Raw genomic sequence first — 25,180 nt, forward strand, 5'->3', positions numbered from 1 at the left:
CTGCGCTATCTCGGCGAAGGCGTACCCCAGCCCGACGGTACTGCCGCTACCTTACGCAACAGCCCGCTACGCTACGCGATCTCGCCGAGGCCCTGATCGGGCCCTGGGTGGGATTGTCGGGATTCGCGATGGTGATGTGGGTATTGATGTACGACGCGTGGTACATGAAGGAGACGGTCAGCTTTGGCGTGATTCGAATGTCCGTCGTCCCGGGCGAGCTCGTCGGTGTCGTTTCGGTCGGGTCTGCTGTGGTGCCGGGCGAGGGTGTGGTCTCCGGTGAGGCCGGAGCGGACGGTGAGGACTGCGTCGGGGGCGCGATGTTCGTGGGCGTCGGGCCGGGTGAGCCGGTCGTGACGGGGGTTCCGCTCGTCGAGGGAGCGGGCCCTCCACCGGCGACCGGTTCACAGCCCGCCAGGATCAGGCAGGCCAGCCCGGCGGCGACGCCGACCTGCCTGCATCGGACCAGGTGTCGGCCGGGACGGCCTGGTTCCCCTGGTCTACCGGTTCGAACCGGTCTCTTCCGGGAATCGGCGAGAAGCCTTCTCATTCTTTCTCCAGGATGTTGGGGTCAGATCGATATCCGGCGTCGGACTGCATGATGAGTGCGGTCCGAGCAGTCCGGAATGATGGGCTGTCGCGGCTGTGCTCAGACGACTGGCGTGGTCATGACACCGGTGACCGTCATGGGGGAACCGGCCTCGTCGGCGAATCCGATGAAACAGGTGGTGCGGCGACTCCCGGCACGCCAGCTCTCCGGCGCGATCAGGTTCCACTGCGGCTCGACGAGCGCGCCGTCGAAGCGGCCGATCTCCAGGTACGGGGCGGCGAGGTCGCCGCACCGCGGCCCGAGTTTCTCGTTGAGCCAGGTATCGGACGGCGCGGCCCCGTCCGGAGTCTCCGGCGCGCTCACCGCTCCTACGCTCTGCGCGTGATGGGGGAGTTCGCAGGGAGCCTCGACCAGCCCGTCGTCGCCGGCACGGCGAAAGCAACTTCCGGCGGTGTGCGTCATGGACTGGTCGGCGCCACGGGCGCTGCCTTCGAACGGGCGGAACGCGGGCGGATCAAATTCGGTCATGCCGGCGGTGATGCCACAGGTGATCGTGCGCTGGCCGATCTCCCAGCCGGGCTTCTGGGGTCGGATCAGGCCGGCGGAGAAACGCCCGGCGGGGTCAAGCGGGCCGCCCAGATACTTCTCGATCATGGGCAGGCAGTGCTTGTCGGTGACGGCATCCCACTCCTCGGGGGTGGGATAGGCGCCGTCGCTCGGATGATCCGGCCGGATGCGGGTGTCGCCGACCGCCTCGAAGTAGTGGACACCCGCGCAGGGAACGTCCTGGGTCGAGGTCGAGTCGACATGCTGTTGCCAGGAGTAACACCGGCCGGGCTGGTAGTCCTGTTGCAGGAACTCGACGCCGGCGTCGGCGCTCGGGGATGCCGTCGTCGACGGTCCGATCGGGTCGATGGTCGCCGGGGCGGTCTGCTCCGCCGCGTCGGACCCGCGGTCCGCGGCGCGGTCTCCGTGCAGCGCGACCAGCCCGTAGATCACGGCGCCAAGGAGAACAGCGTTGATCGCGATGGTCGTGAGGTGATCGCGCCATTCGGCCGCCCGCAGCTGTCGGAGTCGTAGGAGCCGCCGGGAGAGCCGGGCCGCTCGGTTGCCCACCGATGTGAACCTGTTGCGGTTGTTGCTTCCGGGCATCCCGGTTACTCCTTCGGACACACTGAATGGCTCAGCGGCACTTCGGATCGAGTTGGATTCGGGATCCAGGTCGGGCGTAGGAACCACTGGCCGGGGTCATTGCCGCGACCACGCTGTTGTCGCCCACGGCGCATCCCTGGCCGACCACGGGTGTCCAACCCAGCCTGCCGAGATAGTCGACGGCGCTACCCATCGGCATGCCCACGACGTCCGGGATCGATACGCAGTTGAGAATATGGATGTGCATGCCGACCGGGGCGTCAAGGGTGGTCGGAGTGCCCGCCTCCGGAGTCTGGCCATTGACTTTTTCGTGCTCTCCGTTTGTGCTGCATCCCTCGGAGAAGGAGATGTTGTAGAACCCGGCCCGATGAAGAGTGTCTGTCGCCTCCGATCGGGTTAGGCCGCGCATGTTCGGAACTGTGGCCTTAGCTGCCGGTGGTGTCGTCGTCGGGCGGGGTGCCGGGCCGGGCACCGGCGGCGGTGCCGACCTGGGTAGGACCGTCGGAGCCGGGGGAGGCGGCGGGACTGGTCCATGACCAGTTGGCGCCGTAGGGCCAGGTGCTGGGAGCGAAGGGGACGCCACCGCCCCCGAGGGTGACATGGTTCCGGGAGCACCCGGGGTCGAGGGCCGTTCTGGAGTTCCGGCAGTGCCGTGGGTCGAGGTCTGACCCGGAATGACGACCTGGAAGTCGTGCGGCGTTCCGGAGGTTGGTGCCGTCGTCGCCGGACCGCCCCGTGCGGAATGCTGTGTTCCGTCAACCTGCGCGCTGATCGGGGCGGGCCGGGACGGTGAACCTGGTTCGCAGCCTGCGAGGACAAGGCATGCCAGTCCGGTTACGATGCCCGCCCGCCCGCGGCTGCCGGAGCGTGGGCGTGGGCGGCCTGCGATGTCGGGCCGAAACGGCCGACTCCGCCCGGCTACCGTAAGCTTCCGGGTTTTTCTCATGACGTTTTTCTCCAGAATTTTTGTAACGTTCGAGTGCGGTCACCGCTCGATTCCAGCTCGGGCGGAGCAGGTAGGGGATCCGCTGTCATACGTTCGCTTTGAACGACCCCGAGTCGTCGTCCGGGCTGAGCAGGCCGGTCGTCTCCAGTTTTCTGCCGTTCCGGTCGACGAGGCTCACGGTGCAGGTGGTGGATCGGGTTCCCACCCACCAGCTTTCCGGGCGGAGGGAATGCGATCCGCCCTGTACGGGCGCGCCCCCGAATCCCCGGTCGAGATAGGGCGCGATGCGGGGTGCGCAGGCCGCGTCGATGAGTTCGTCGAGCCGCTCCGCCGAGAGAGGCGCGCTGTTCGGTGCGCCCTCGGCGGTGTCCGCCAGGGTCGCCGTGCCCACGCTCTGCGAATGGTGGCTCTGCTCGCAGGGGACCACCTCGTTGCGGCCCTCGGTGTTCGTGCGGAAGCAGGTCCCGGTGGGATAGGTCAGCGCCTGGTCGGCTCCGCGGACCTGTCCTTCGAGGTCGGGCACCTCGTAGGGTGCCGTGGGAGAGGGATGGAGTGACAGGCCGCAGACGATGTCCCGCTCGCCGGTGTTCCACTCCGCTTCCTTGGGGTGGAGGACGCTCGTGCCGAAGCGCCCGAACGGGTCGAGCCCGTAGCCGAGATACGCGGTGATGAGCGGCTCGCACTGCCGCCTGCCGAGCACTACCCACTCGGCCGGCGACGGGTACGTCGCCCCTTCGGGATAGGCGGAGCCGACGTCGAGTGGGCCGACCGCTTCGAACAGGTGCGGGCCGGCGCAGGGGACGTCGTTGACCGCGGTCGAGACGTCCCGCTGGAGCCAGGTGTAGCAGTGACCGGCCGTCCAGTCCCGCCGGTAGAGATCCGGTAGCGATTCCTCGGCGATGGCGTCGCGGCCGGAGGCACTCCCTGCCGGGGTCGGCGGGTCCGCCGAGAGCGTGGTGGACGGCGGACTGTCGACGGCCGAGGCCACGAACCCGTAGACGGTGGTCGAGAGCAGCACGACGCTGATCAGCGCCAGCACGATCCGCCCTCGGGACCGCGGCCGCGGCGAGATCTCCGGAATCGGCTGGGACGCCCGTCCGCGGCCCAGCAGTGGTCCGGAGGCGCCTCCCGCCCGCCGTGGCCGGCCGCCGCCGTACGAGCGCCAGGGCGTCGAACCGTCTTCGAGTGGCCCGAAGCGGGCGACCGCGGCTCTCGTCCGGGCTGGGGCCTCGTATCGGGTGGCTCCGGCGATGAAGGCCTCGTCGAGGACCAGATCGGCGAACGGGTCGGTGAACGGGTCGGGCTCGGCGCCGTTCGGCGTGGGTGCGCTGTTTCCGGACACGCCGGTTACTCCCTCGGGCACGCAGGATCAGGACGCGTCGCGAGTGGTCGCCGACGTCCGCGACAGCCGACGGCCTGCAGATCAATGTGCGCGCAATGCGACGATCCGGATACCGAGGGATGTGCAGCCGGCCATATTAGGGCAAGCTGTGAAGAAGTTGGCACCTGGGCCGGGCATGCTGGGGCGCGGAAAGCCCTGCCTCTGGAGCGCCGTCACGGAAGGCAATCGCGCGCCGCACGGGGCCGTTCCGTTCTGCCACGTCAGGCGGCTAGCACCCAAACGACGACCAGCCGGCCGCGGGCGACGTCATTACTGACAGTCGTCACCTGCGGCCGGCTGGCTCATTTCACCTGGCGTGCGGCTGGCTGGTCCGCGGCCGGTGGTGGTTCAGGAGTGAATGCGCCGAACCGGCTCGGAATCGCCGTTCACCGGAAGCGGCTGGGTGGTGGCGAGCAGCGGCTCGGCGGACGGCGTCACGATCGACGTCCGGCCGCGGCGCGGCGCGGTGCCGCGGGCGTTCACCCACGCCGGCCGGCGGCGCTGCACGGGCCGCTCGACGAAGTAGTAGGACGCCGACGCGAGCCCGAGGCTGACGACGAGGGCGGCGCCGGCCGCCGGGACGCGGCCGAAACGGGGGACGAGCGAGTCGTTGGCGACCCCGGTGACGGGGAAGTGCCACAGGTACAGGCTGTAGGAGATCCGCCCCACCCAGGCGGCCGGACGGGCGCTGAGCACACGGTCGTACCACCCGGGCCGGTGCTGGTCGGCACCCAGGACGGCGACGGCGGCGAGCACGGCGACGAGCAGGTAGCCACCGCGGGCCATCCAGTTCGGCGGGCCGTGCAGATCGGGGCCGGTGAAGAAGAGGATCACCAGGCCCAGCAGGCCCACCGGGCCGAACGTAGCGGCCCGGGCCAGGAGCTGGGCGGTGCGGCTGCCCGCGACCCGGGACAGGTCGCCGGCCACGGCGGTGCCGTCCGCCGCCGAACGCAGCGCCTCGTGGCGCCAGGTGGCGAGCAGGCAGCCGACGAGCAGCGAGTCGAAGCGGGTGTCCGGCGCGAAGTAGATGCGGAAGTTCGACACGCCGCTGCCGATCAGGATCTCCCGCCAGATCAACACCAGGATCACGGCGCTGATGAGGATCTCCGGCAGGCGCCGCCGCCAGCGCTCGCTGCGGCAGATCAGCACCAGGGCGATCGGCCAGAGCAGGTAGAACTGCTCCTCGAGGGAGAGCGTCCACACGTGCCCAAACCATGCACCGCTGTCCGGAGGATTCAGTGTGCGCTGGATGTTGGCGACGTAGAAGAGGGCGGCGAGCCCGTTGCGAAGGAACTGCCACTGGTCGTCGGTGTCCTTGACGAGAAGGACGAGCGGAATGCCGGCTGCTACAAAGATGTAGAAGGCGGGAAGGAGTCGGAAACCACGGCGGGCCCAGAAGGCGCGCAGCGAGATCCAGCCCTCCCGGTCGCGCTCGGCCAGCAGCAGGCCCGTGATGAGGAACCCGCTGAGTACCAGGAAGAGATCGACGCCCAGGTAGCCGCCCGGCACCAGGTCCATGTGGTGGAAGAGCACCGTCAGGACGGCCAGGGCACGCAGTCCGTCGAGCGCAGGGTTATGGCCGCCGATGGTTGCTCGTCGAACTTTCCGTGCCGGTGGCGCCGGTTCGCGGCTCGCATCTTCGGTCAGCTTATCCACGATGGTTCCCCCCACAGGTCCCAGCAGTACGGGTAGCACTGACTGGAAACGATAGACGGGTCTTTTTCGATCAGTGGCGCCCACCTCGCCGGGGGTACCTGAAGGTGCTGCGCAATAGCCGGCGCAATGTCGTCGCGGATAACCTGGTCCGCCGCGTGCGCGAACTGCGGCGTGACACGCCATGCGAGCCGTCGAGCCCTCGGCGCGTCGAGCGGACGGGGCGGCGGCGCGTCGAGCCGGCGGGGCGGCAGGRCGGCGGCGGCCGGCTCCCGCCCCGCCCACGTCCCCGGGATGTCGCATCAACGGCCCTGGTGACAGGCCTGCCGCGCCGCCGCGAGCGGTGGGCGGTCTGCGGAATGCGGAGATTCGGCGTTGTCCGGCGCGACAATCCCTGCATGAGGTTCAGCGTGGAACGCGACGTACTCGCCGACGCGACGGGCTGGGCCGCCCGGTACGTGCCGAAGCCCACCGCCGGCGCCCAGCAGGTGCTGACGGGCCTGCTGCTGGAAGCCACCATGCCGACCCCGGACCAGGACCAGGCCGGGGATCAGGCCCAGGCGCGGGGCCGAGCGCCGGGCCCGGCGCTCACCGTCTCCGCGTTCGACTCCGAGGTCGCCGCGCGGGCCCCGGTCGAGGCCGTCGTCACCGAGCCCGGCCGGGTCGTCGTGCCCGGACGGCTGCTGGCGGACGTCGTGCGCAACCTGCCCGACGCGCCGGTGGTCGTCGAGGCCACCGAGACCAGGGTGATCATCGAGTGCGGCGCGGCCCGGTTCCGCATCCCGGCGCTCGCCGTCGAGGACTACCCGGTGCTGCCCGCGTTCCCGCCGCCGGTCGGCGAGGTGGACACGCTCGGCTTCGCCGCGGCGGTCGCGCAGGTGGCCCCGGCCGCCGGCCGGGACGACGCGCTGCCGGTGCTCACCGCCGTCCGGCTCGAGATCGCCCGGGGCGGGCTGACGATGGTCGCCACCGACCGGTACCGGCTCGCCGTCCGGACGATCCCGTGGCAGCCCACCGTCGACGACCCCGACGCGGTCGCGCACGTGCCGGCCCGGCTGCTCGCCGACGTGGCGAAGCTGCCGACCACCGCGTCCCGGGTCATGCTCGGGATGGGGGTCGACGAGGCCGGGGTCCCGCGCTTCGGGTTGTCGGTGAACGGCCGGCAGACGATCGTCCGGCTGCTGGAGGGAAGCTTCCCGAACTACCGCCGGCTGCTGCCGGAGACGTCGGAGCTCACCGTCACGGCGCCGACGGCGGTGCTCGCGGCCGCCGTCCGCCGGGTCGCACTGGTGGCGACGCGCACGGCGCCGCTGCGGTTCACGTTCTCCGCCGGCCAGGTCGTGGCCGAGGCGGGGGACGGCGGGGGCGCCCAGGCGTCCGAGCTGGTGCCCGTGGAGTACGACGGCCCGGAGCTGTCGGTGCTGTTCAACCCCGCGTTCCTGCTGGACGGCCTGGCGGCGGTCGAGGGCGACGAGGCCATCATCGGGTTCGCCACCGCCGACCCGGAGATCGCCTCGAGCAAGCCGGCGGTCCTCACCGGCAAGGACGACGGTGAGGACTACCGCTACCTGCTCATGCCGATCCGCACCGGCACCGCCTGACCGCTCCGGCGCGCCCCCGAGCGCGCCGGAGCGCCGGCTCAGGGTGCGGTCGGGGCCTGGGTCATCGTGCCGGCGCCGGGAACCACCCCGCCCGCGGCCGCGGCCGCCGGGTCGATCGGGCCGTCCTCGGTGACGTTCAGAGTCCCACCCGCGGCCCCGGATTCCGCCGCGGTCGGCGAGTCCCAGGTCACGCCGTCGAGCGGAGGGTTCGCCCACTTCTTGACGAACTCCTTCACCACGTCGGCGGAGACGGTGCCGCAGCGCTGGGTGCGGTCCCAGCCGGTCAGCACGAAGTGCTGGTCGCCCGCGAAGTCGTTGCGCGTCCACGGCACCGCGATGAAGCGGTTCCCGGCGTCCGCCGCGACCGTGCGCAGCTTCTCGACCTGGTCGGCGGGCAGCTTCGCGTCGTACCAGCCGACCACGAAGCCGTGCTCCAGGTTGTGCACCGCCCGCTCGGCACGGATGCCCGAATCCGGGTTGTAGAACCGGATGGCGTCGGGCAGCGGGTCGGACTCGTGGTTGCCCGACGACGGCGGGGAGTCCTTGTACTCGACCGTGTCGGTGGCTCCCACGTGCTGGTTGCCGTACGACTGGTCGTTGCGGATCCCGGTGCAGTTCGCGGTGACCGCGGCCGGGGAGGCGGCGGCGACGTAGCCGACGCTGCGCTCCTTGTTCTTCGACCGATTGTCGAAGACGCTGTAGACGATGATCCCGGCAAGGAGGGCGAGCGCGACGAAGCCGGAGGTGCCGTAGATCAGCAGTGCCCGCCGGCGCTCCTTCCGCTTCTGCTCGCGGCGGAGCTCCTCCAGACGGGCGTTGCGCGCGACGCTCTTCTTCCCCACGGGGCCCGATCCTACGAAGTGTCGAACACGCCTGAGCCGCCGCGGTCCGCCCGACCCGCCGCCGACCGCCACTATCGGCGAGATCGGGGCCTGTCCGCCGACAGGCGGAGATCGCGCGAACCGGACGTCCTATGAACCGGACGGTAGCCGTACGTAGTTCAACATGACCATTAAGTGAATGCCATCGTAGCTCAGCGCTCCACGACGAACGCCGCGATGTCACGGGCCGGCCGCGGGTGCGCCGGTGCGGCCGGGTGCCCCACACCCACGACGCCCATCGGCGTCCAGGTGCGCGGCAGGTCCAGCGTGTCGGTCACGACCTCCCCGCAGAACAGCGCGGACGACACCCAGCACGAGCCCAGGCCCTCGGCCGCGAGTGCGACCAGCAGGTTCTGCACGGCGGCGCCGAGCGCCACGGTGAACATCCGCTCCTCGGCCCGCACCCGACGCTCGTCCGGGTAGGGATGCGCGCCGTCGGTCACCATCATCGGGACGATCAGCACCGGCGCCCGGCGCAGCACGTCGCCGCGGCGCAGCCGTTTGCTCACCGAGTCCTCGTCGAACCCGTCGCGGCGCAGGTCGTCCGTCCAGGCCATCGCCATCGCGTCGAGCAGGGCGTGCCGGCGCGCCTCGACCAGCACGAACCGCCACGGAGTGGTGTGGTGCGGGGCGGGCGCGGTGATCGCCGCGGCGATCGCCTGGTGCACCGCCGCCGGGTCGACCGGGAGGTCGGCGAACTCCCGCACCGTGCGCCGCGCGAACGGGGCCGAGCGGCGTGCCTCGACCGTGCCGAGCTGGAACATGTCCTCGTCCCAGGGCCGCAGCAGCGCGCGTGACCCGCTCCCGTCGTCGGGCCGGCGCGCGAACCCGCGGACGATCGCCACCGGTGTGGCGCCGAGCTTGCCCTTCACCAGGTCCGCCGCGCCGGCCAGCTCGTCGGCCTCGGCGATCTCGGTCATCCCGAGTTCGTTGCCGTAGGAGTCGATGTCGCCGATGTGGCTGCGCAGCGCCGCCATCCCGGCGACGCCGATCGCCATGTCGGTCAGCCCGCGCCGCCAGGGCCGCCCGGCCGTGTCGCTGATGATCACCGCGACGTCGACGCCGAGCCGGTCGCGCAGGCCGTCCCGCAGCGTGCGGGCACTGGCATCGGGGTCGACCGGCAGCAGCGCGATCGAGTCCTTCGCGATGTTGGACGCGTCCACCCCCGCGCTCGCCAGCACGAGGCCGTGGTGCGTCTCGACGATGCGGGTCGGGCCGCGGCGCGCGACCTCGCGCACGGACTCGGCGTCGATGGCGGCCTGGCGCGTGGCCTCTCTGTCGCCTTCGATCCGAATCAGCCGGTCCTCGGCCTTCGACACGATCTTGGACGTCACGACGAGGACGTCACCGTCACGCAGCCCGGGGCCGCCTCCGGGCCCGGCGCCCGTGGCCGCGGCGATCAGCGCGGCGAGGTCGTCGCCCGGCCGCACCTCGCCGATCCCGCCCAGCGGCAGAATCCGCAGCTCCCGCTCCGCCAGCGGCTCCTCGCCGACCTGCTCCGCCGCGCCCGGGAACGACGCCTCCGCGGGTTCCGGTCCGTCCTTCGTCATGGATGTCCCCACCGGGGACAGGTCAGACACCGGCGAGCTCCAGCGCCGCCTCCACGATCGCCACAGTGGCCTCCAGATCGGTCATGAGAAGCGGTACGGCTTTCACGGTAGCTCCGGGTATGGCGTCGGGGTCCGCCGAGATCGCCGCGTCCACGACGTCCACCAGCCACCCGTCCAGCAGACCGTGACCAAGCTCTTCGGTCGTTCCCCCGGAGGTGGCACCGCCGGTACGGTGCCGGCCGCCGTAGTGCGCGCCGACCGCGCGCGCCGACGTCTCGACACCGATCGCCTTCAGGCACGCGTCGGCCATCCCGCGGACCGCCGATCCCCCGATGATCGGTGAGACGCCGACGACCGGGGCCAGGGTGACCCGCAGCGCGTCCGAGACACCCGGCACCGACAGGATCGTCCCGATCGAGACCACCGGGTTGGACGGCCCGATCAGCACGACGTCGGCGTCCGCGATCGAGTCCAGCACACCCGGCGCCGGCTTCGACTCGGCGGCACCGACGGACAGGATCGCCTCGGCGGGCACCTGCGCCCGCATCCGCAGCCACCACTCCTGGAAGTGGACGGCCCGACGTCCCTCGTCATCAGCGATGATCACATGGGTCTCGACCCGGTCGTTCGACATCGGCAGCAGGCGCACCCCCGGCTTCCACCGGTCGCACAGCGCCGTCACGACGTCGGAGAGCGGGTAACCGGCCTCGATCATCTGGGTGCGGACGAGGTGGGTGGCGAGATCGCGGTCGCCGAGCCCGAACCAGCTCGGACCCACCCCGTAGGCGGCCAGCTCGGCCGAGACGACGAACGTCTCGTCCTCCCGGCCCCAGCCGCGCTCGGCCGAGATCCCGCCGCCCAGGGTGTACATCACGGTGTCCAGGTCTGGGCAGATGCGCAGGCCGTGCAGCGTGATGTCATCACCCGTGTTGCCGATCACGGTGATCTCGGCGTCGGGGCGGGCAGCCCGGACACCCTGCAGAAAACGCGCGCCGCCGATGCCGCCGGCCAATGCGGTGACCTTCACGTCGCATCATCCTGGCACCCGCACCGCCCCGACACCCCGACACCCCGACACCCCGACCGGCAACCCCGGGCCTCGCGGACACCGACTCGGCGGCCGGGGCCCCCGGCCCCGCCCTCGGATGTCGTGGTTCAGCTGGTGGTGGTGACCTCGGTGGCCGGAGCGTTCGGGGAGTGCTCGACCGCGGCGAGTGACGCCAGCAGGTAGCGGACGAGATGGCTGGTGGGCCGGCTCGGCGCCGGATTGGCCAGGCCACCCTCGATCGTGGCGACCACGGCGTCGGCGGCGATCTCGTGGTCGGGCTGGGGGACCAGGTCGGCCACGGCGCTCAGCGCCAGGCCGTGGAGCCACTCGTGCAGCCGCTCGTGGTACTCCATGATCGGCGGGGCGTGCGGGGCGCGCTCGGCGACGCAGGGGTGCAGCGTGCGGCGTCGCTCGACCGAGTCCAGCGCGGCGAAGAGCTTCTGTGCCGCCTCGCCGGGCAGCTCCGCGATGCGGTCCACCTCGCCGTCGAGCAGGCGGTTCAGGACGGCGGCGAACGCGTGGTCCTTGGACCGGAAGTACCAGTACACCGAGCCGGGCTCGATGCCGGCGGCGCGGGCGATCTCGGCGATGGAGGTACCGGCGAACCCGCGGGCGAGGAACTGCTGCTCGGCGACCGCGAGCAGCGCGTCGATCCGTTCCTCGCGCGGGACCTCCTGGCGGTTGCGTGGCACCTGATCAGCGTAACGACCCCGGCGGGGGGCAGGAGGGGATTGTCCGGTACCCGCGTCGTCCCGCCCGCTCCGTCATGCGGCTTCCGTGTCGCGGGGAGGGGATGGACGGTAGCCGCGCGTGACGATCCGCGCCGGTAGGAGCCATCTCTTGATTCTGGTTAGAGAGAGCTGTGAGATGGACCTAGCTCTCCACGTCGCTGGAAGGACCGCCATGTCCGCGATCAGGACCCCCCGGACTACCAGGAGCCCCCGCACGACCAAGAGCCTCGAAGCCCTCTCCGCCACCCTCAACCGAGCCCTCGCCGGGGCCCGCGCGCCACAGGTCGCGGCCGCCCGGCACGCGGACCTGCGCGGCGGCGCGTCCGCGCCGGGAGCCGCGCGAACCGACACGCTGGCTGCCCGCAGGCGGACGAACCTGCTCATCGGCACCCTCGAGCGGCTGCGGAACCCGGCGGCCGGCCCCCGGGCCACCCGCGGCGCCGGCACAGCCTGACCTGGACCCGCGCCGACCCGCCCTGACGGCGGCCCGGCCCCGCGGGGACATCCACCTACGATCATCCATCGACTACCCAGGGTGAACGCATGACGAGTACGGCGGCGGTACCGGACGGATCACGACCCGGGCAGGCGGTGGCCCCGGAACAGGGGAGCCGGCACCGGCAGGAACCGCCGCCGTCCGCCGCCGCCATGCGCCGCGCCCTGCGCCGCGCGCGCGACGGCGTCACCCTGGACGTCGCCGAGGCCGCGATCCTGCTCGCGGCGCGCGGCGAGGATCTCGCCGACCTGTGCGCCTCCGCGGCGCGCGTGCGTGACGCCGGGCTCGCCTCCCTGGGGCGGCCCGGCGTCGTCACCTACTCGCCGAAGGTCTTCATCCCGCTCACCCGGCTGTGTCGGGACCGCTGCCACTACTGCACGTTCGCGACCGTCCCGCACCGGCTGCCCGCGCCGTACCTGACGGTGGACGAGGTGCTCGACATCGCCCGCGCGGGGGCGGCGGCGGGGTGCGCCGAGGCGCTGTTCACCCTCGGCGACCGCCCGGAGGACCGCTGGCCGGCCGCCCGGGAGTGGCTCGACGCCCACGGCTACGACTCGACGCTGGGCTACCTGCGCGCCGTCGCGATCGCGGTGCTGGAGGAGACCGGCCTGCTGCCGCATCTCAATCCCGGCGTGCTGAGCTGGTCGGAGCTCGCGCGGCTCAAGCCGGTCGCGCCGTCGATGGGCATGATGCTGGAGACGACCGCGACGCGGCTGTGGTCGACGCCCGGCGGCGCCCACTACGGCTCGCCCGACAAGGAGCCCGCCGTCCGGCTGCGGGTGCTGGCCGACGCCGGGCGGCTCTCCATCCCCTTCACGACCGGCCTGCTGCTCGGCATCGGCGAGACGGCCGTCGAGCGCGCCGAGACGATCTTCGCGCTGCGTGGGCTGGCCCGCGAGTACGGGTCCGTCCAGGAGGTCATCGTCCAGAACTTCCGGGCCAAGGATGACACCGCGATGCGCGGTGAGCCGGACGTCGGCGCCGAGGAGCTCGCGGCGGCCGTGGCGGTGACCCGCCTGGTGCTCGGCCCGCGGATGCGGGTGCAGGCGCCGCCGAACCTCGTCGACACCGCCGAGTGCGCGCTGCTGCTCTCCGCCGGCCTCGACGACTGGGGCGGTGTCTCGCCGGTGACTCCGGACCACGTCAACCCGGAGCGGCCCTGGCCTGATCTGGACGTCCTGCGGGAGGTGACCGCGGCGGCGGGCTTCACGCTGCGGCCGCGGCTGACCGTCCACCCGACACACCTGGACGAGCCGTGGATCGACCCGCGGCTGTCCGGGCACGTGGCGGCGCTGGCCGGTCCGGACGGGCTGCTCGCCGAGGGCGCCCGGGCGGCGGGGCTGCCGTGGCAGGAGCCCGACGGCGGCCTGGGGAACAGCGGCCGCACCGACCTGCACACCGCGGTGGACACCGAGGGACGACACTCCGCCACCCGTTCCGACTTCGACTCCGTCTACGGCGACTGGGCCGGTCTGCGCGAGCAGGTGCGCGCCGCCGGTACCGGGGTGGACGGGATCTACGGCACGGGCACCCGGGCGGGCGCCGGTGCCGCGGAAGCCGTGGCATCCGCCGCGGGGGAGAAGACCACCGAGGACACGGCTCCGGTCGGCACGGTGGTCCCGGTCGGCACGGCGGCCGGTGGCGGCGTCCCGTCCGAGGACGGGTCCGAAGAGACCACAGCCACCACGGGAACCACCGACGGCGCGCGCGGCGCGATCACCCGGGCGGAGCCGGAGGTGCTCGCGGCGCTGCGGCGGGCCAGCACCGACCCGGCCGGACTCACCGACGCCGAGGCGCTGACCCTGTTCGGGGCGACGGGTGCCGCGCTGGAAGAGCTGTGCGGCCTCGCCGACGCCCTGCGCGCCCAGACCGTGGGCGACGACGTGACCTACGTGGTGAACCGCAACATCAACTTCACCAACGTCTGCTACACCGGCTGCCGCTTCTGCGCCTTCGCTCAGCGCCGCGCGGACGCCGACGCCTACACGCTCTCCCTGGACGAGGTCGGCTCCCGCGCGCGGGACGCGTGGTCCGTCGGCGCGACGGAGGTCTGCGTCCAGGGCGGCATCCACCCGGACCTGCCGGGCACCGCCTACTTCGAGCTCGCCCGCGAGATCAAGAAGCAGGCACCCGGGCTGCACCTGCACGCCTTCTCGCCGATGGAGGTGGCCAACGGGGTCGCCCGCACCGGGCTGTCGACGCTGGAGTGGCTCACGGCGGCCCGGGAGGCCGGGGTGGACACCATCCCCGGCACCGCCGCGGAGATCCTCGATGACGAGGTCCGCTGGGTGCTGACCAAGGGCAAACTGCCCACCGCCGCCTGGGTCGAGGTGGTCACCACCGCGCACCGCGTCGGCCTGCGCTCCTCGGCGACGATGATGTACGGCCACGTGGACACCCCGGCGCACTGGGTGGYCCACCTGCGCCTGCTGCGCCGCATCCAGGAGGAGACAGGCGGGTTCACCGAGTTCGTCGCGCTGCCCTTCGTGCACCACAGTTCCCCGATCTATCTAGCCGGGGTTGCCCGACCGGGCCCCACCGTTCAGGAGAACCGGGCGGTGCACGCCATGGCCCGGATCCTGTTGCACGGAGCGATCGACAACATCCAGTGCTCGTGGGTGAAGCTCGGTACGGAGGGCTGCGTCCAGGTGCTCGCCGGTGGGGTCAACGACCTCGGAGGCACACTGATGGAGGAGACGATCAGCCGGATGGCGGGCTCGCAACACGGCTCACGGCGCTCCATAGCCGAGCTGGAGGAGGTCGCGCAGGCCGCGGGCCGTCCCGCTCGGCAACGGACCACTACATATGGCGTGGTCTCCGCGGAGCGTCTTGGTACCGCACGTGGTGACGCTGCGCGCACCATGCTGACTGTCGTGACCTGAGAGCTCGTCACAGCTCGTTTATGTGGTGACGGTCTGTGACCGGGGTCTCGGTGGCCTGCTGTCGGCGCTGGTGATCGGTGTAGGTTCGGGTGAGATGTCCGAGAATCTCGGCGTCCGGTATGGGGTGTTCGTTCGGTCCTGTGTGACCGGAGGGCCTCCGGCGCGTCCGCCCGATCGTCACTCTCCGTGTTGGAGGGTGCGACCACGGGGACCCTCCGTGACGAGTCCCAGTGACTGTGAGCTATGGTCTCATCGCTGGTTGTAGAAGATGTTGCGTCGGTGGGGTTGACGCGGCCAAGTCTGGCGCGTGTAATTACCGGCGTGTCATTCCCCCCGTCGACGGGACTCGTGCGGTAGGCGACGTCCGGTCGGAATGGATCCCAGGCGCCGTGCGCCGGCGTCCGGGGGGGGTGGCCGACCGCACCGCGACGGGTCTGGAGGAGTCCATATGGAGCACACCGACGCGGGCGTCCACACCGTCCTGGCGGACGTCGAGCGTCCCGCTGAGCACGACACGGGTCCGGTCGGGGAGTCGGGGCCCGTGGCACGTCCGCTGCCCGTTCCCGTTCCCGGGCCGCCGGCACTCGCGGCCGGAGCGGTGCACCCGCGCCCGGCCGCGGCGTCCGCCATGGCGGTCGCGCCGCCGGTCATGCCCGGGCGGGGCCGGCCCGAGCTCGTCGAGACCGGATACGACTCCGCGACCGACGACCTCGACGACGATGTGGACGACGAGGGCGACGAGGACGAGGACGAGGTGCGGGACGGCGCGTTGGTCGGCCCCGGGGGCGTCACCCTGCCCCGAGGCGACGGCTCGCTGTCCGACTCCCTCGCCCAGGTGATCGACATCGGCTTCGGCGACCTGCTCGGCGAGGCGATGGAATGGCAGGAACGGGCGCTGTGCGCGCAGACCGACCCGGAGGCGTTCTTCCCTGAGAAGGGCGGGTCGACCCGGGAGGCGAAGCGCATCTGTTCGGGCTGCGAGGTGCGGGTCGAGTGCCTCGAGTACGCGCTGGAGAACGACGAGCGGTTCGGGATCTGGGGCGGCATGTCCGAGCGGGAACGGCGCAAGCAGCGCCGCCGGGCAGTCTGACGGCGGATCCACCAGGCGGCGCCCGCGATGACGAGACCAACGCGGGACGCCGACCACCACCGGTGGGCGGTTCGTTCCCGAGGAGCCGTTCGTCCCGGTCAGCGGGTCGTAGCGGTCGTCGTGACGCGGCGGGATCAGCCCGCGGCGCCCGGCGGCCACGACCCGCGACAAAACGGTCTCGGCAGTACTGGTACCGCTGCGGCGCCTGCGACGGTCGCTGCGGGTCCGGTGGGCCCGGTGGGTCCGGTGGGCCCGGTGGTCGCGCTGACCGCGTCGACCCGCCCGCCCGAGCGGATCGTGGTCGTCCGTCTCGGCGGCCCCGCGATCCCGGCGCAGCGAATCCCGGCGCAGTGGGTTCCGGCGGCAGACGGCCCCACGCAGCCGAGCCCGGACCCTGACGTCCCGAGCCTTCCCGCCCGAGACGTCCCGGGCCTGCCCGCTGGGGACGTCCTGAGCCTGCCTGCCGGGACGTCCTTCGGTGTCGCGGTCGCGGCCGGTATCCGGCACGGCGGGCTGGGCGGCGCGCCCGACACCTTCTACTGGCTGATCCACGACGGCGTCCTGCCACGGCCCGACGCCCTGGAACGGCTGCTCACCTACGCCCGCGTCGACCCGGGCGCGGCGGTCCTCGGTCCCAAGGTGCTCGACGCCGCCCGACCGGAATTCCTGCTCGAGGCGGGTGTGACGGTCGACCGGGCCGGCCGGCGGATCACCGGTGTCGTCCCGGGCGTGCCCGACCACGGTCAGCATGACGCCGTGCGGGACGTGCTGGCCGTCTCCTGCACGGGGATGCTCGTGCGAGCCTCGGCCTGGGAGCGGCTCGGCGGCCTGGCCGCGGACATGACCGCCGGCCTCGATCTGGATCTCGGCGCCCGCGCGGCGCGGGCGGGCCTGCGGGTCGTCGTCGTGCCCCCGGCGGCGGTGCTGCTCGCGCCGCCCGCACGCACCGACGCGCCTCTCGCTGACAGGCCTCTCGCGTCCGGCGCGTCTCGCGCGGGCGACCGTGTCGGGAGGGTCGCGGGAGCGCGGGTGCGGCTCGCGCTGACGGCGGCGCCCTTCCTCGTACCGGCCGTGCTCGCGTTGGTGGTCGCGGGCGCGGCGCGGGCCGGTGCCCGCCTGCTCCTCCCGCCCCGGGACAGCGGTGATCCGAGCGGCCCGCGTTCCCGCGGCCGGTGGCGTGACGCGTTGACCGAGCTGTGGATCGCCGGTGCCGTCCTCGCCAGCCCGCGGCCCCTGTTCCGGATGCGCGTGCGGTTCGGCCGGTGCGTGGCGGTGCCGCGGCGTGCCGTGCGCGAGCTGCTGTCGGCCCGACCCCGCGCGGTCGCCGACCGGGCGCCGAGTGGTCCCCGCGCGGCCGCCCCGCCGCGGGCGCTCGCGGCGGTGATGGCCCTGTTCCTCGGGGCGGCTGGCCTGGCCGTCCGCCGGTTGCCACCGGACGCCGTCGGCGGCGGCGTGCCAATGCCCGAGTACGCCGGTGACCTGTGGTCCATGGTGTGGTCCGGTTGGCAGGGCTCCGTGGGCGGCGTGCTCGGCTGGCCGGGCTCCGCACCGCCCTGGACGGCTCTGCTCGCCGCGCTGTCGTCCGTTGCCGCCCCGGTCGGTCTCAGCGTGGCCGCGACCTGCTCGGTCGTGCTCGCCGTCGCTCCGGCCGGGGCGACCTACCTCTCGTACCGGGCCTCGGGACGGCTCGTCGGCTCGCGCGGCCCGAGGCTCGGCCTGGCGGCCCTGTACGGCGTGTCCCCGCCGGTCACGGGATCAGTGCTGGCCGGCCGGATCGAGACCGCCGTCGCCCTGGCGGTGCTGCCCGCCGTTCTCGCGGCGGGGGACGAGTTCCTCCGTGGCCGGACGGTCCGGGCCGGAGCGAGCGGTTCCGGTTCCGGTTCCGGAACCGGCCTCGGCGCCGGCGCCGACGCCGGTGGGCGCGGGCGCGCGGGCTGGCGGTTCGCCGTCTCCCTGGCCCTCGTCGTCGCGTGCGCGCCGGTGCTGGCACCGATCGCGCTGGTCGGCCTGCCCACGGCGGCCTGGGCCGTCCGGAGATCACGGCCGCCGGGCACGCAACCGCCGCCGGTCGGGCCGGTGCCGGTACTTGGTGTGCTGATCGCGGGAGCCGTCCCCCTGCTGCCCGGCCTCGTCACGGGGGGCGTCGGGTGGTGGCCCGCCGCTGTGTCGTCCCTGTCGGGCTCGGAGCTGACCGGCCTGGTGGCCGGCGCTCCCGGTGACGAGGGGCGGGCCGCGGTGCCCTGCCTCTTCGTGGCACTGTGCCTCTTCGCGGCGCTGTGCCTGCTGCTCACCGCCTGCCCCCGCCTGCTCGGCCGTCGGGCGTCATCCGGGGTCGGTGGTGTGGCCACCGGCTGGGCGCCGGCCACGGCCCGGGTCGGGGCGGTCCTGCTCGGCGGATGTGTGCTGGCGTTCGCCGCCGGCCTGGCCACCGCGACGCCGATCCCGGGTCCCGCGCAGGAGGAGAGCCCGGCCCGCGCGGTCGCCGCGCTGAGCCGGACGGGCGGAACAGGCGCGCGCGTCCTGGTGCTGCGCCGGTCCGGCCCGTCGGGGCCGGTCGCGTACAGCCTGGCCGCCCAGGGCGGGCCGAGGTTCCCCGCCGCCGCCCCACACCGGCCGCCCTCCGCTGCAGACCGGGCGCTCGCGACGCTCGTGGCGGACATCTCCGCCGGTCTCCCGGACGCCGCCGACGCGCTGCCGGCGTTCGGTGTGGCCGCGGTCGTCGTCCCGGCGGGTTCGGCCGACCCGGCGCTGATGGCCGCGCTCGACGCGGTGGACGGCCTCTCCCGGGAGAGGCGCGGTCCTGACGTACTGCTGTGGCGCCCGGTCGCCGCCGCCCCCGGTGCCGGGGAAGGCACGACCCCGCTCCGGCTCGGCTCGCCCGGTCCGGCCGGATCGACCCGGCTGCCCGGCGGCGCCGCGGGGCGCCGGGTGGTGCTCGCCGAACCCGCCGATTCCGGCTGGCGGGCGACCCTGGACGGCGCGCCGCTGCCCGCGGCGGTCGCGGACGGCTGGGCGCAGGCGTTCGTCCTGCCGGCCGAGGGCGGCCTGCTCGAGGTCTCCTACGATCACCACCGCCACCGCGCCGCCGTGCTGGCGACCGCCGCAGCTGGGGCGCTCCTGCTGGCCGCGGGCCCCTTGGCCGCCGTCCCGCGCCGGCGCCGCGGCCGCCGCGCGGCGGCCACGCGGGCGGAGACCACGTGAAGCGGATCGTCGTGCCGGCCGGGGTGGCGGGCCTGGTCGGGGTGGTCGCGGCCCTGCTCGCCACGGCGGGGCCTCGTCCGCCCGCAGCCGTCCCCAGACCGGTCACCGCGGTCACCGCGGTCACCCTGGACTGCCCGGATCTCGGTCTGAGGGGGCGGGTGCCCCAGCTGCTGGACGTCGTGCGCGGCTCGGGGCCCGACGGGGTGGTCCGGCCATCCGGTGGCGGCGCGCTGCTCGGTGGCGACCGCCAGCACGACGAGCTGCTCTACCTGCCGCGTCCGGACTCGGGTGGCCCAACTCCGGGCGGCCCGGACAGCGGCCAGTCGGTGGCGCGGGGGCCTGCCGGCGGTCCGTTGCGGCTTGTCGCGACCGGGTCCGCCGCGGCCGGCCTCACCGCGACCGTGACCTCCCCCGGGTCGGGAGCGGGACCGTTGCGAGCCCGCTGCGAGCAGTCCCGCGCGCGGACGTGGTTCGCCGGCCCGGCCACCGTCGCCGGCCGCGATCCCGTCCTGTACTGGACGAACACCGGTCCGCGGCCGGCCCGGGTCAGTGTGGGCGCCGCGTCGTCGGGCCAGACGGCGCCCCGGGTGGAGGTGACCGTTCCGGTCGGGCGCACGGTCAGCCGGCGCCTGGCCGAGCTCGCCCCCGAGGCGACCGTGACCACCGTCGACGTCGATGTGCACACCGGCCGGGTTCTGAGCTGGCTGGTCGACCGCGCGAGCGGCTCCGGGCCGGCGGCGGCCACGCCCGTGCCGCCGACCGCCGGTCCGGCCACCCGGGTCCTGCTCGGCGGGTTCCTCACCCCTGCCGGGTCCGGCGGTGCGGGGGCACCGGCCGCCGGCCCGCCAACGGCCGATCTCGTGCTCTCCGCTCCCGGAGCGGCGGCGACCGTACGCGTCAGTGTGATCACGGCCTCGGGTCGCCACACCCCGGTCGGCCTGGAGGCCGTGCGGATCCCGGCCGGCGCGGCGCTGCGCCGCCCGGTCACGCTGACTCCGGCGGGTCCGTCCGCCCTGCTGGTCGAGTCGACGGACGGGGGCGGGATCGTCGCGGCGCTCGGCCTGCCCACCGGCGTGGCCACGGCGGCTCCCGCGGCGCCGGGCGGCGGTCCGCCGAACGGGCGTACCTGGGTCGCCGGGGTCGTTCCGGAGCGGCCCCGCTGGGCGGGCGTCGTCGTCGGCGAGCCGGGCGCGGCCGGGCCGACGCCGCCAGGTCTGGTCGTCGCGGCGGCGCCGGTACCGGCCTGGACGGCCGGCGCGCTCGTCCTGGTCGCGCCCGGGCGGGCCGCCACCGTCTGGGTCGACGGCCGCCGGTTCGAGGTCGGCGCGGGCCGCGCGGTGCTGGCGCCGCTGCTGGCGGGCCGCGTCGGCGCGCGTGTCGTCGGCACCGGCGGCCCGCTCGTCGCGAGCCAGGTCCTCGGCACCGCGCCGCCGACCGCGGGAGCGCCGTCCGCGGGAGTGGCGACCGCGCTGGTGCCGCGGACCGTCTCGGCCGTCGTGCCGCTTACCGGCGCGTGGCGCCTCCGGTACGGTCCGGCGTCGCTGGCCGATCCGCGCGTTGCCTGGTGAGCGGCACTGGCCCCGCCCGGACGAAGGTGTAGTGGTCTGCGTGTGCTCTCTGTCTGGCCGGGCTCAGACGCGGGAGCCCGCGGCGAAGACCCGTCCCGTGCCGGTGAGTGTCAGGGCTGCCGGGCCGGTCACCAGGGCCGAGTCGCCGCGGCGCAGGGTCAGCGGCGCCAGCGGCGAGCCCGCCAGGTCCGTGCCCGCGACCTCGACGCTGCCCTCCACCGCCAGCAGCACGGACGTGTCGGGCACCGCCACGCTGCCACCGGCGCAGACAGCCTCGCGCAGGACGAAGTCGTCCACCGGCACATCCCAGGCCCGCAGCTGGCCGCCGGGGCCGGTCGCCAGCGGGCGCGGGGTGAGTACCGGCGCGCTGGTGGGGCGCGGGTCGAGGATCCGCAGCAGCTCGTCGACGTCGATGTGCTTCGGGGTGAGCCCGCCGCGCAGGACGTTGTCCGACGTGGCCATGATCTCGATCCCGACGCCCTGGACGTAGGCGTGCAGCAGCCGCGCCGGCTGGAACAGGCCCTCGCCGGGGCGCAGCGTGACGTCGTTGAGCAGCAGCGCCGCGGCGATGCCGACGTCCCCGGGGTGGGTCTCGGCGAGCAGCAGGACGAGCTCGGCCGCGCGACGCAACTGCTCGTCCGCGTCGGGGGAGACCCGCTCGGCGGCGGCGACCGCCCCGGCGGCCAGCTCCTCGCCGGCCTGAGGGGGGAGTGTCAGCAGGCTGCGCAGCACCTGGGTGGCGCCGCCGGCCGGATCGGTCGCCAGGGGCGCGAACGCGGCGATCAGGCCGGGATGGCCGAGCCCGCGCGCGATCGCGAGGGTGGCGCCGGGCGCCCGGATGCCGGCGAGGGCCCGGAACGGCGTCAGGGCCACGATCAGCTCGGGCTTGTGGTTGCGGTCCCGGTAGCGGCGGCGCGGGTCGTCGGGAGCGATCCCGGCGGCCTGCTCGGCGTCGAAGCCGGCGCGTGCCTGCTCGACGTTCGGGTGGACCTGTAGCGACAGGGCCTTGTCGGCGGCCAGCACCTTCAGCAGGAAGGGCAACTCGCCGACGAGGTCGGCGGCCGCCCGCCGGCCTGAGGTTCCGGTGTCCACGACCTCGGCCGGGGCCTGGGGGTGGGTGCCCAGCCACAGCTCGGCGACGGGCTCCCCGTCGGACGGGACGTCCAGGAGGTCGGGTATCGCGGTCGGCGAGCCCCAGGCGTAGCGCTGTGCCCGGCCGTGCAGCTCCAGGATGCGGACCGGGGCACGCGGCGGCGGTGCCCCGCGTGGCGCGCCCGCCGGTCGACCGGTCCGTGCGTCCCACCTCCGAACGGACGTCCCGGTGTTGGCTGGTGTGGTCTCCCCGATGGTCACACGTGTCTCCGTCCCCGCGTCGGCGGTCGTGAGCGGCTCTGAGCCCGTCGGGTGGCTCTAGTGGTGGGCCCTACTCCTCGTCGTCGCCCCAGCCATGACCTTCGGGGTCGATCACGGCCGGGTCGACGTCCATCATCTCGGCGACCTCGTGGATGATCGCGTCGAGGACCAGCTCGGCGAGGTCCTCGTTGTCGACGGCGCGCGCTTCGAGCGGGCGCCGGTAGATGACGATCCGCCGCGGCGTGGCCGAGCGGCCCTTTCCGGTGGCCGGCTGGTAATGCGCCAGCGGGATGCTGTCGTCGGTCACCGTGATCGGCGGTACGTCCTCGACGGCGAACTCGACGTCGGCGAGCTCGGCGGACCACCGGTGGTCCAGGTGCTCGACCGCGTCCAGGACGAGGTCGTCGAAACGCTCACCGCGGGTGGCGTAGGCGGGCACGTCCGGGGGTAGGAGCGTGCCACGCATGCCGCGGCCCCGTCTGTCCCGCCGCCGACGGGCGGGGATCGGGCGTCCGGCCGCGGGGAAGCGCACCCTGGGCGTGCTGGCTGGTTCGGCCATCGTGCCAGGGTAACGCCGGGTCCGTCCGGCGATCACCGCGGCGCGTGGCGAACCGGGCAAGTCGGCCCCGGACCCCCACCCACACCCCCACCCACACCCCCACCCACACCCCCACCTAGGGGGCCCGACCAGGATCGACACGGCGTCAGAAGGCGGTTTTGGTCGAAGCGTGTGCGACGTTCTGGTGTAATTGTGTGCGTGGAGCAACCGAGCGATAACCACTGCGTCACAGTGACCTCTGTCGGTGCGCGACACGGCGGGCGGTGGTGGCCGTCGCCCGTTCCGGGGTCTACCGTCCGGAACGTGAAGCCTCGGCGCTGCTCCCGCTCGGCCTGTTCCGCGGCCGCGATCGCCACGCTCACCTACGCCTACGCGGAGTCCACCGCCGTACTCGGTCCGCTGTCGCCGTTCGTCGAGCCGCACTCGTATGACCTGTGTGGGGTCCACGCCGACCGGCTGACCGTGCCGCTCGGCTGGGCCGTGGTCCGGATCGAGGCCGAGCAGGCCGAACACCAACAGGCCGGCCAGGAGCCGACGTCCGACGACATCGAGGCGCTCGCCGACGCCGTGCGTGACTCCGCCCCGCGCCGTGGGTCGGAGCCGCCCACCGGTCCGGCCGGTCCCGCTGGTCCCGGTGCGGTGCCGCCCGGCGGTCCCGGCGGTCCCGGCGGCCGTGGCCGCGGCCACCTGCGTGCAGTGCCGAGCCCGTCGTGACGTCCGCGCCCGTCGTGACGTCCGCGCCCGTCGTGACGTCCGCCTGACCCGCCCGCGTCTGACCCGCCCGCGTCTGACCCGCCCGCGTCTGACCCGCCCGCCGCCGCGGTACCTCGCACCGGCGCCGGCCTGCCATGCCTCGTGACGCCGTCCCGCGCCGAACCCGTCCCGCGCGGCAAGGCGCTGACGGAGATGTCACCCCGGCCGGATAAGGTCAACCCGGTCGATCGACGCCGGTCAGGGAAGGTGGTTACGGGGTGCACGACCTCTCACGGATCTTCAAGGCATACGACGTGCGAGGTGTGGTGCCGTCCGAGTTCGACGTGGAGGTGGCTCGGGCCACCGGCGCGGCGTTCGTCCGCCTGCTCGGAGCCGGCCGGATCGTCACCGCCCACGACATGCGCGAGTCCTCCGTCCCGCTGGCGGCCGCCTTCGCGGACGGCGCCACCAGCCAGGGCGCGGACGTCATCGCCGCCGGTCTCGGGTCGACCGACCTGCTCTACTTCGCGGCCGGCTCGCTGGACCTGCCCGGCGCCATGTTCACCGCCTCGCACAACCCGGCGAAGTACAACGGCATGAAGCTGTGCCGGGCCGGCGCGGCGCCGATCGGGCAGCAGACCGGCCTGGCGGAGATCCGGGCGCTGATCGAGGCCGGCGTGCCGGAGTACACCGGCCGGCCGGGCACCGTCACCACCCGCGACCTGCGTGACGACTACGCGCGTCACCTGCGCTCGCTGGTCGACCTGAGCCGGATCCGCCCGCTGAAGGTCGTCGTGGACGCCGGCAACGGCATGGCGGGTCTGACCGTCCCGGCGGTGTTCGACGGGCTGCCGCTGACCGTCACCCCGATGTACTTCGAGCTCGACGGCTCCTTCCCGAACCACGAGGCCAACCCGATCGAGCCGGAGAACCTGCGCGACCTGCAGGCCGCCGTGCGCTCCTCGGGCGCGGACATCGGGCTCGCCTTCGACGGCGACGCCGACCGCTGCTTCGTCGTCGACGAGCGCGGCGAGATCGTCTCCCCGTCGGTCATCACCGCCCTGGTCGCCGAGCGCGAGCTGCGCCGCGAGCCGGGCGCGACCATCATCCACAACGTGATCGTCAGCCGGGCCGTCCCCGAGCTGGTGACCGAGCGCGGCGGCGCGCCGGTGCGCACCCGCGTCGGCCACTCGTTCATCAAGGCCGAGATGGCCCGCACCGGCGCGGTGTTCGGCGGCGAGCACTCCGGTCACTTCTACTTCCGGGACTTCTGGCGCGCGGACTCCGGCATGCTCGCGGCCCTGCACGTGCTGGCCGCGCTGGGCGGGCAGGGCGGCCCGCTGTCCGGCCTGCTCGGCGGCTACGCCCGCTACGCGGCCTCCGGGGAGATCAACTCAGAGGTCGCGGACGCCGACGTGGCGATGAACGAGGTCGAGAAGGCCTACGCCGCCCAGGCGGTCGACATCGACCACATGGACGGGCTGACCGTGTCGCTGGCCGACGGGTCGTGGTTCAACCTCCGGCCGTCCAATACCGAGCCACTGCTGCGCCTGAACGTCGAAGGGCGCGATGATGCCACGATGTGCCGGCTGCGCGACGACATCCTCGTCTGCATCCGCGGTGGAAGGGAGAACTCCTGATGAGCCTCGACCCCCTGTTGCTGGAGATCCTCGCCTGCCCGTGCCCGGAGCATGCTCCGCTGCGGCAGGAGACGCTGGACGGCGCTCCCGTGCTGGTCTGCGAGTCGTGCGGTCTGGCCTTCCCGGTCCGCGACGACATCCCGGTGATGCTGCTCGACGAGGCGAAGCCGTTCCCGGCCGCGGCCGGATCCTCGTCCTGACCGGCGCC

At 73.5% G+C, this 25,180-nt stretch carries 19 protein-coding genes; 9 read left to right on the plus strand and 10 right to left on the minus strand.

The window, feature by feature from the left end; translation table 11 throughout:
* Nucleotides 1-646: 646 nt before the first annotated feature.
* From BBK14_RS19315 to BBK14_RS19325, 4 genes are all read right to left on the minus strand, one after another.
* Entirely contained in the window at nt 647-1,699 is a 1,053-nt protein-coding gene (locus tag BBK14_RS19315; RefSeq protein WP_083391082.1) for a septum formation family protein, read from the minus strand.
* A gap of 31 nt (nt 1,700-1,730) precedes the next feature.
* Nucleotides 1,731-2,108 carry a PASTA domain-containing protein gene (locus tag BBK14_RS37195; protein WP_116430115.1) on the minus strand — a complete coding sequence of 126 codons (378 nt, stop codon included), beginning with the start codon at nt 2,106-2,108 and terminating at the stop codon, nt 1,731-1,733.
* 622 nt (nt 2,109-2,730) lie between these two features.
* A complete protein-coding gene (locus tag BBK14_RS19320; RefSeq protein WP_071064534.1) occupies nt 2,731-3,987 on the minus strand; it encodes a septum formation family protein in 1,257 nt (418 codons plus the stop codon).
* 387 nt (nt 3,988-4,374) lie between these two features.
* Nucleotides 4,375-5,682 carry an acyltransferase family protein gene (locus BBK14_RS19325; protein WP_071064536.1) on the minus strand — a complete coding sequence of 436 codons (1,308 nt, stop codon included), beginning with the start codon at nt 5,680-5,682 and terminating at the stop codon, nt 4,375-4,377.
* A 395-nt stretch (nt 5,683-6,077) separates the two neighbouring features.
* Between BBK14_RS19325 and dnaN the strand changes: the two genes are divergently transcribed.
* On the plus strand, nt 6,078-7,280 hold the full coding sequence (gene dnaN / locus BBK14_RS19330; RefSeq protein WP_071064538.1) for a DNA polymerase III subunit beta: 1,203 nt from the start codon (nt 6,078-6,080) through the stop codon (nt 7,278-7,280).
* A 38-nt stretch (nt 7,281-7,318) separates the two neighbouring features.
* On the opposite strand, the gene BBK14_RS19335 is transcribed toward dnaN, so the two are convergent.
* The 4 genes from BBK14_RS19335 to BBK14_RS19350 all read right to left on the minus strand — a co-directional run bounded on the left by BBK14_RS19335 (nt 7,319) and on the right by BBK14_RS19350 (nt 11,451).
* Entirely contained in the window at nt 7,319-8,122 is an 804-nt protein-coding gene (locus BBK14_RS19335) for a DUF3105 domain-containing protein (protein ID WP_071064540.1), read from the minus strand.
* 191 nt (nt 8,123-8,313) lie between these two features.
* Nucleotides 8,314-9,711 carry a coenzyme F420-0:L-glutamate ligase gene (locus tag BBK14_RS19340; protein WP_083391084.1) on the minus strand — a complete coding sequence of 466 codons (1,398 nt, stop codon included), beginning with the start codon at nt 9,709-9,711 and terminating at the stop codon, nt 8,314-8,316.
* A gap of 22 nt (nt 9,712-9,733) precedes the next feature.
* Nucleotides 9,734-10,738 (minus strand): 2-phospho-L-lactate transferase, encoded by a 1,005-nt coding sequence (gene cofD / locus BBK14_RS19345; protein WP_071064542.1) that lies wholly within the window; start codon nt 10,736-10,738, stop codon nt 9,734-9,736.
* Between the two features lie 128 nt (nt 10,739-10,866).
* Nucleotides 10,867-11,451 carry a TetR/AcrR family transcriptional regulator gene (locus BBK14_RS19350; protein WP_071064544.1) on the minus strand — a complete coding sequence of 195 codons (585 nt, stop codon included), beginning with the start codon at nt 11,449-11,451 and terminating at the stop codon, nt 10,867-10,869.
* A gap of 211 nt (nt 11,452-11,662) precedes the next feature.
* Here BBK14_RS19350 and BBK14_RS19355 point away from each other — a divergent pair, with 211 nt between their 5' ends.
* The 5 genes from BBK14_RS19355 to BBK14_RS19375 all read left to right on the plus strand — a co-directional run bounded on the left by BBK14_RS19355 (nt 11,663) and on the right by BBK14_RS19375 (nt 20,727).
* Nucleotides 11,663-11,944 carry a hypothetical protein gene (locus tag BBK14_RS19355; RefSeq protein ID WP_071064546.1) on the plus strand — a complete coding sequence of 94 codons (282 nt, stop codon included), beginning with the start codon at nt 11,663-11,665 and terminating at the stop codon, nt 11,942-11,944.
* A gap of 89 nt (nt 11,945-12,033) precedes the next feature.
* Nucleotides 12,034-14,868: a bifunctional FO biosynthesis protein CofGH gene (locus BBK14_RS19360; protein ID WP_071064548.1), complete on the plus strand. Its 2,835-nt coding sequence runs from the start codon at nt 12,034-12,036 to the stop codon at nt 14,866-14,868.
* Between the two features lie 448 nt (nt 14,869-15,316).
* A complete protein-coding gene (locus BBK14_RS42290) occupies nt 15,317-15,958 on the plus strand; it encodes a WhiB family transcriptional regulator (RefSeq protein ID WP_071064550.1) in 642 nt (213 codons plus the stop codon).
* Nucleotides 15,959-16,204: 246 nt separating this feature from the next.
* Nucleotides 16,205-19,159 carry a glycosyltransferase gene (locus tag BBK14_RS19370; protein ID WP_241831667.1) on the plus strand — a complete coding sequence of 985 codons (2,955 nt, stop codon included), beginning with the start codon at nt 16,205-16,207 and terminating at the stop codon, nt 19,157-19,159.
* On the plus strand, nt 19,156-20,727 hold the full coding sequence (locus BBK14_RS19375) for a DUF5719 family protein (RefSeq protein WP_071064554.1): 1,572 nt from the start codon (nt 19,156-19,158) through the stop codon (nt 20,725-20,727). The genes BBK14_RS19370 and BBK14_RS19375 overlap by 4 nt, the downstream gene beginning before the upstream one ends.
* Nucleotides 20,728-20,790: 63 nt before the next feature.
* Here the strand turns inward: BBK14_RS19375 and manA are convergent, their stop codons facing one another.
* Nucleotides 20,791-22,080, minus strand: coding sequence for a mannose-6-phosphate isomerase, class I (gene manA / locus BBK14_RS19380; RefSeq protein ID WP_071064556.1), 1,290 nt, complete (start codon nt 22,078-22,080; stop codon nt 20,791-20,793).
* Between the two features lie 70 nt (nt 22,081-22,150).
* The gene (locus BBK14_RS19385; RefSeq protein WP_041254899.1) at nt 22,151-22,546 is read right to left on the minus strand and encodes a metallopeptidase family protein; all 396 of its coding nucleotides are present in this window, start codon (nt 22,544-22,546) and stop codon (nt 22,151-22,153) included.
* Between the two features lie 396 nt (nt 22,547-22,942).
* Between BBK14_RS19385 and BBK14_RS19390 the strand changes: the two genes are divergently transcribed.
* The 3 genes from BBK14_RS19390 (at nt 22,943) to BBK14_RS19400 (ending at nt 25,172) form a co-directional block, all read left to right on the plus strand.
* Nucleotides 22,943-23,353, plus strand: coding sequence for a DUF3499 domain-containing protein (locus BBK14_RS19390; RefSeq protein WP_071064558.1), 411 nt, complete (start codon nt 22,943-22,945; stop codon nt 23,351-23,353).
* A 257-nt stretch (nt 23,354-23,610) separates the two neighbouring features.
* On the plus strand, nt 23,611-24,972 hold the full coding sequence (locus tag BBK14_RS19395; protein ID WP_071064560.1) for a phosphomannomutase/phosphoglucomutase: 1,362 nt from the start codon (nt 23,611-23,613) through the stop codon (nt 24,970-24,972).
* Nucleotides 24,972-25,172: a Trm112 family protein gene (locus BBK14_RS19400; RefSeq protein WP_018501528.1), complete on the plus strand. Its 201-nt coding sequence runs from the start codon at nt 24,972-24,974 to the stop codon at nt 25,170-25,172. Before BBK14_RS19395 ends, BBK14_RS19400 begins: the two co-directional genes overlap by 1 nt.
* The last annotated feature ends 8 nt before the right edge of the window (nt 25,173-25,180 follow it).

The organism is Parafrankia soli, assembly GCF_001854695.1.
In the GTDB taxonomy this organism is placed as follows: Bacteria; Actinomycetota; Actinomycetes; order Frankiales; family Frankiaceae; genus Parafrankia; species Parafrankia soli.

Coding starts and splice junctions, on each gene's coding strand:
- BBK14_RS19315 (WP_083391082.1), bottom strand. CDS start 1,699: ATGCCCGGAAGCAACAACCGCAACAGGTTCACATCGGTGGGCAACCGA.
- BBK14_RS37195 (WP_116430115.1), bottom strand. CDS start 2,108: ATGCGCGGCCTAACCCGATCGGAGGCGACAGACACTCTTCATCGGGCC.
- dnaN (WP_071064538.1), top strand. CDS start 6,078: ATGAGGTTCAGCGTGGAACGCGACGTACTCGCCGACGCGACGGGCTGG.
- BBK14_RS19340 (WP_083391084.1), bottom strand. CDS start 9,711: ATGACGAAGGACGGACCGGAACCCGCGGAGGCGTCGTTCCCGGGCGCG.
- BBK14_RS19355 (WP_071064546.1), top strand. CDS start 11,663: ATGTCCGCGATCAGGACCCCCCGGACTACCAGGAGCCCCCGCACGACC.
- BBK14_RS42290 (WP_071064550.1), top strand. CDS start 15,317: ATGGAGCACACCGACGCGGGCGTCCACACCGTCCTGGCGGACGTCGAG.
- BBK14_RS19385 (WP_041254899.1), bottom strand. CDS start 22,546: ATGCGTGGCACGCTCCTACCCCCGGACGTGCCCGCCTACGCCACCCGC.
- BBK14_RS19400 (WP_018501528.1), top strand. CDS start 24,972: ATGAGCCTCGACCCCCTGTTGCTGGAGATCCTCGCCTGCCCGTGCCCG.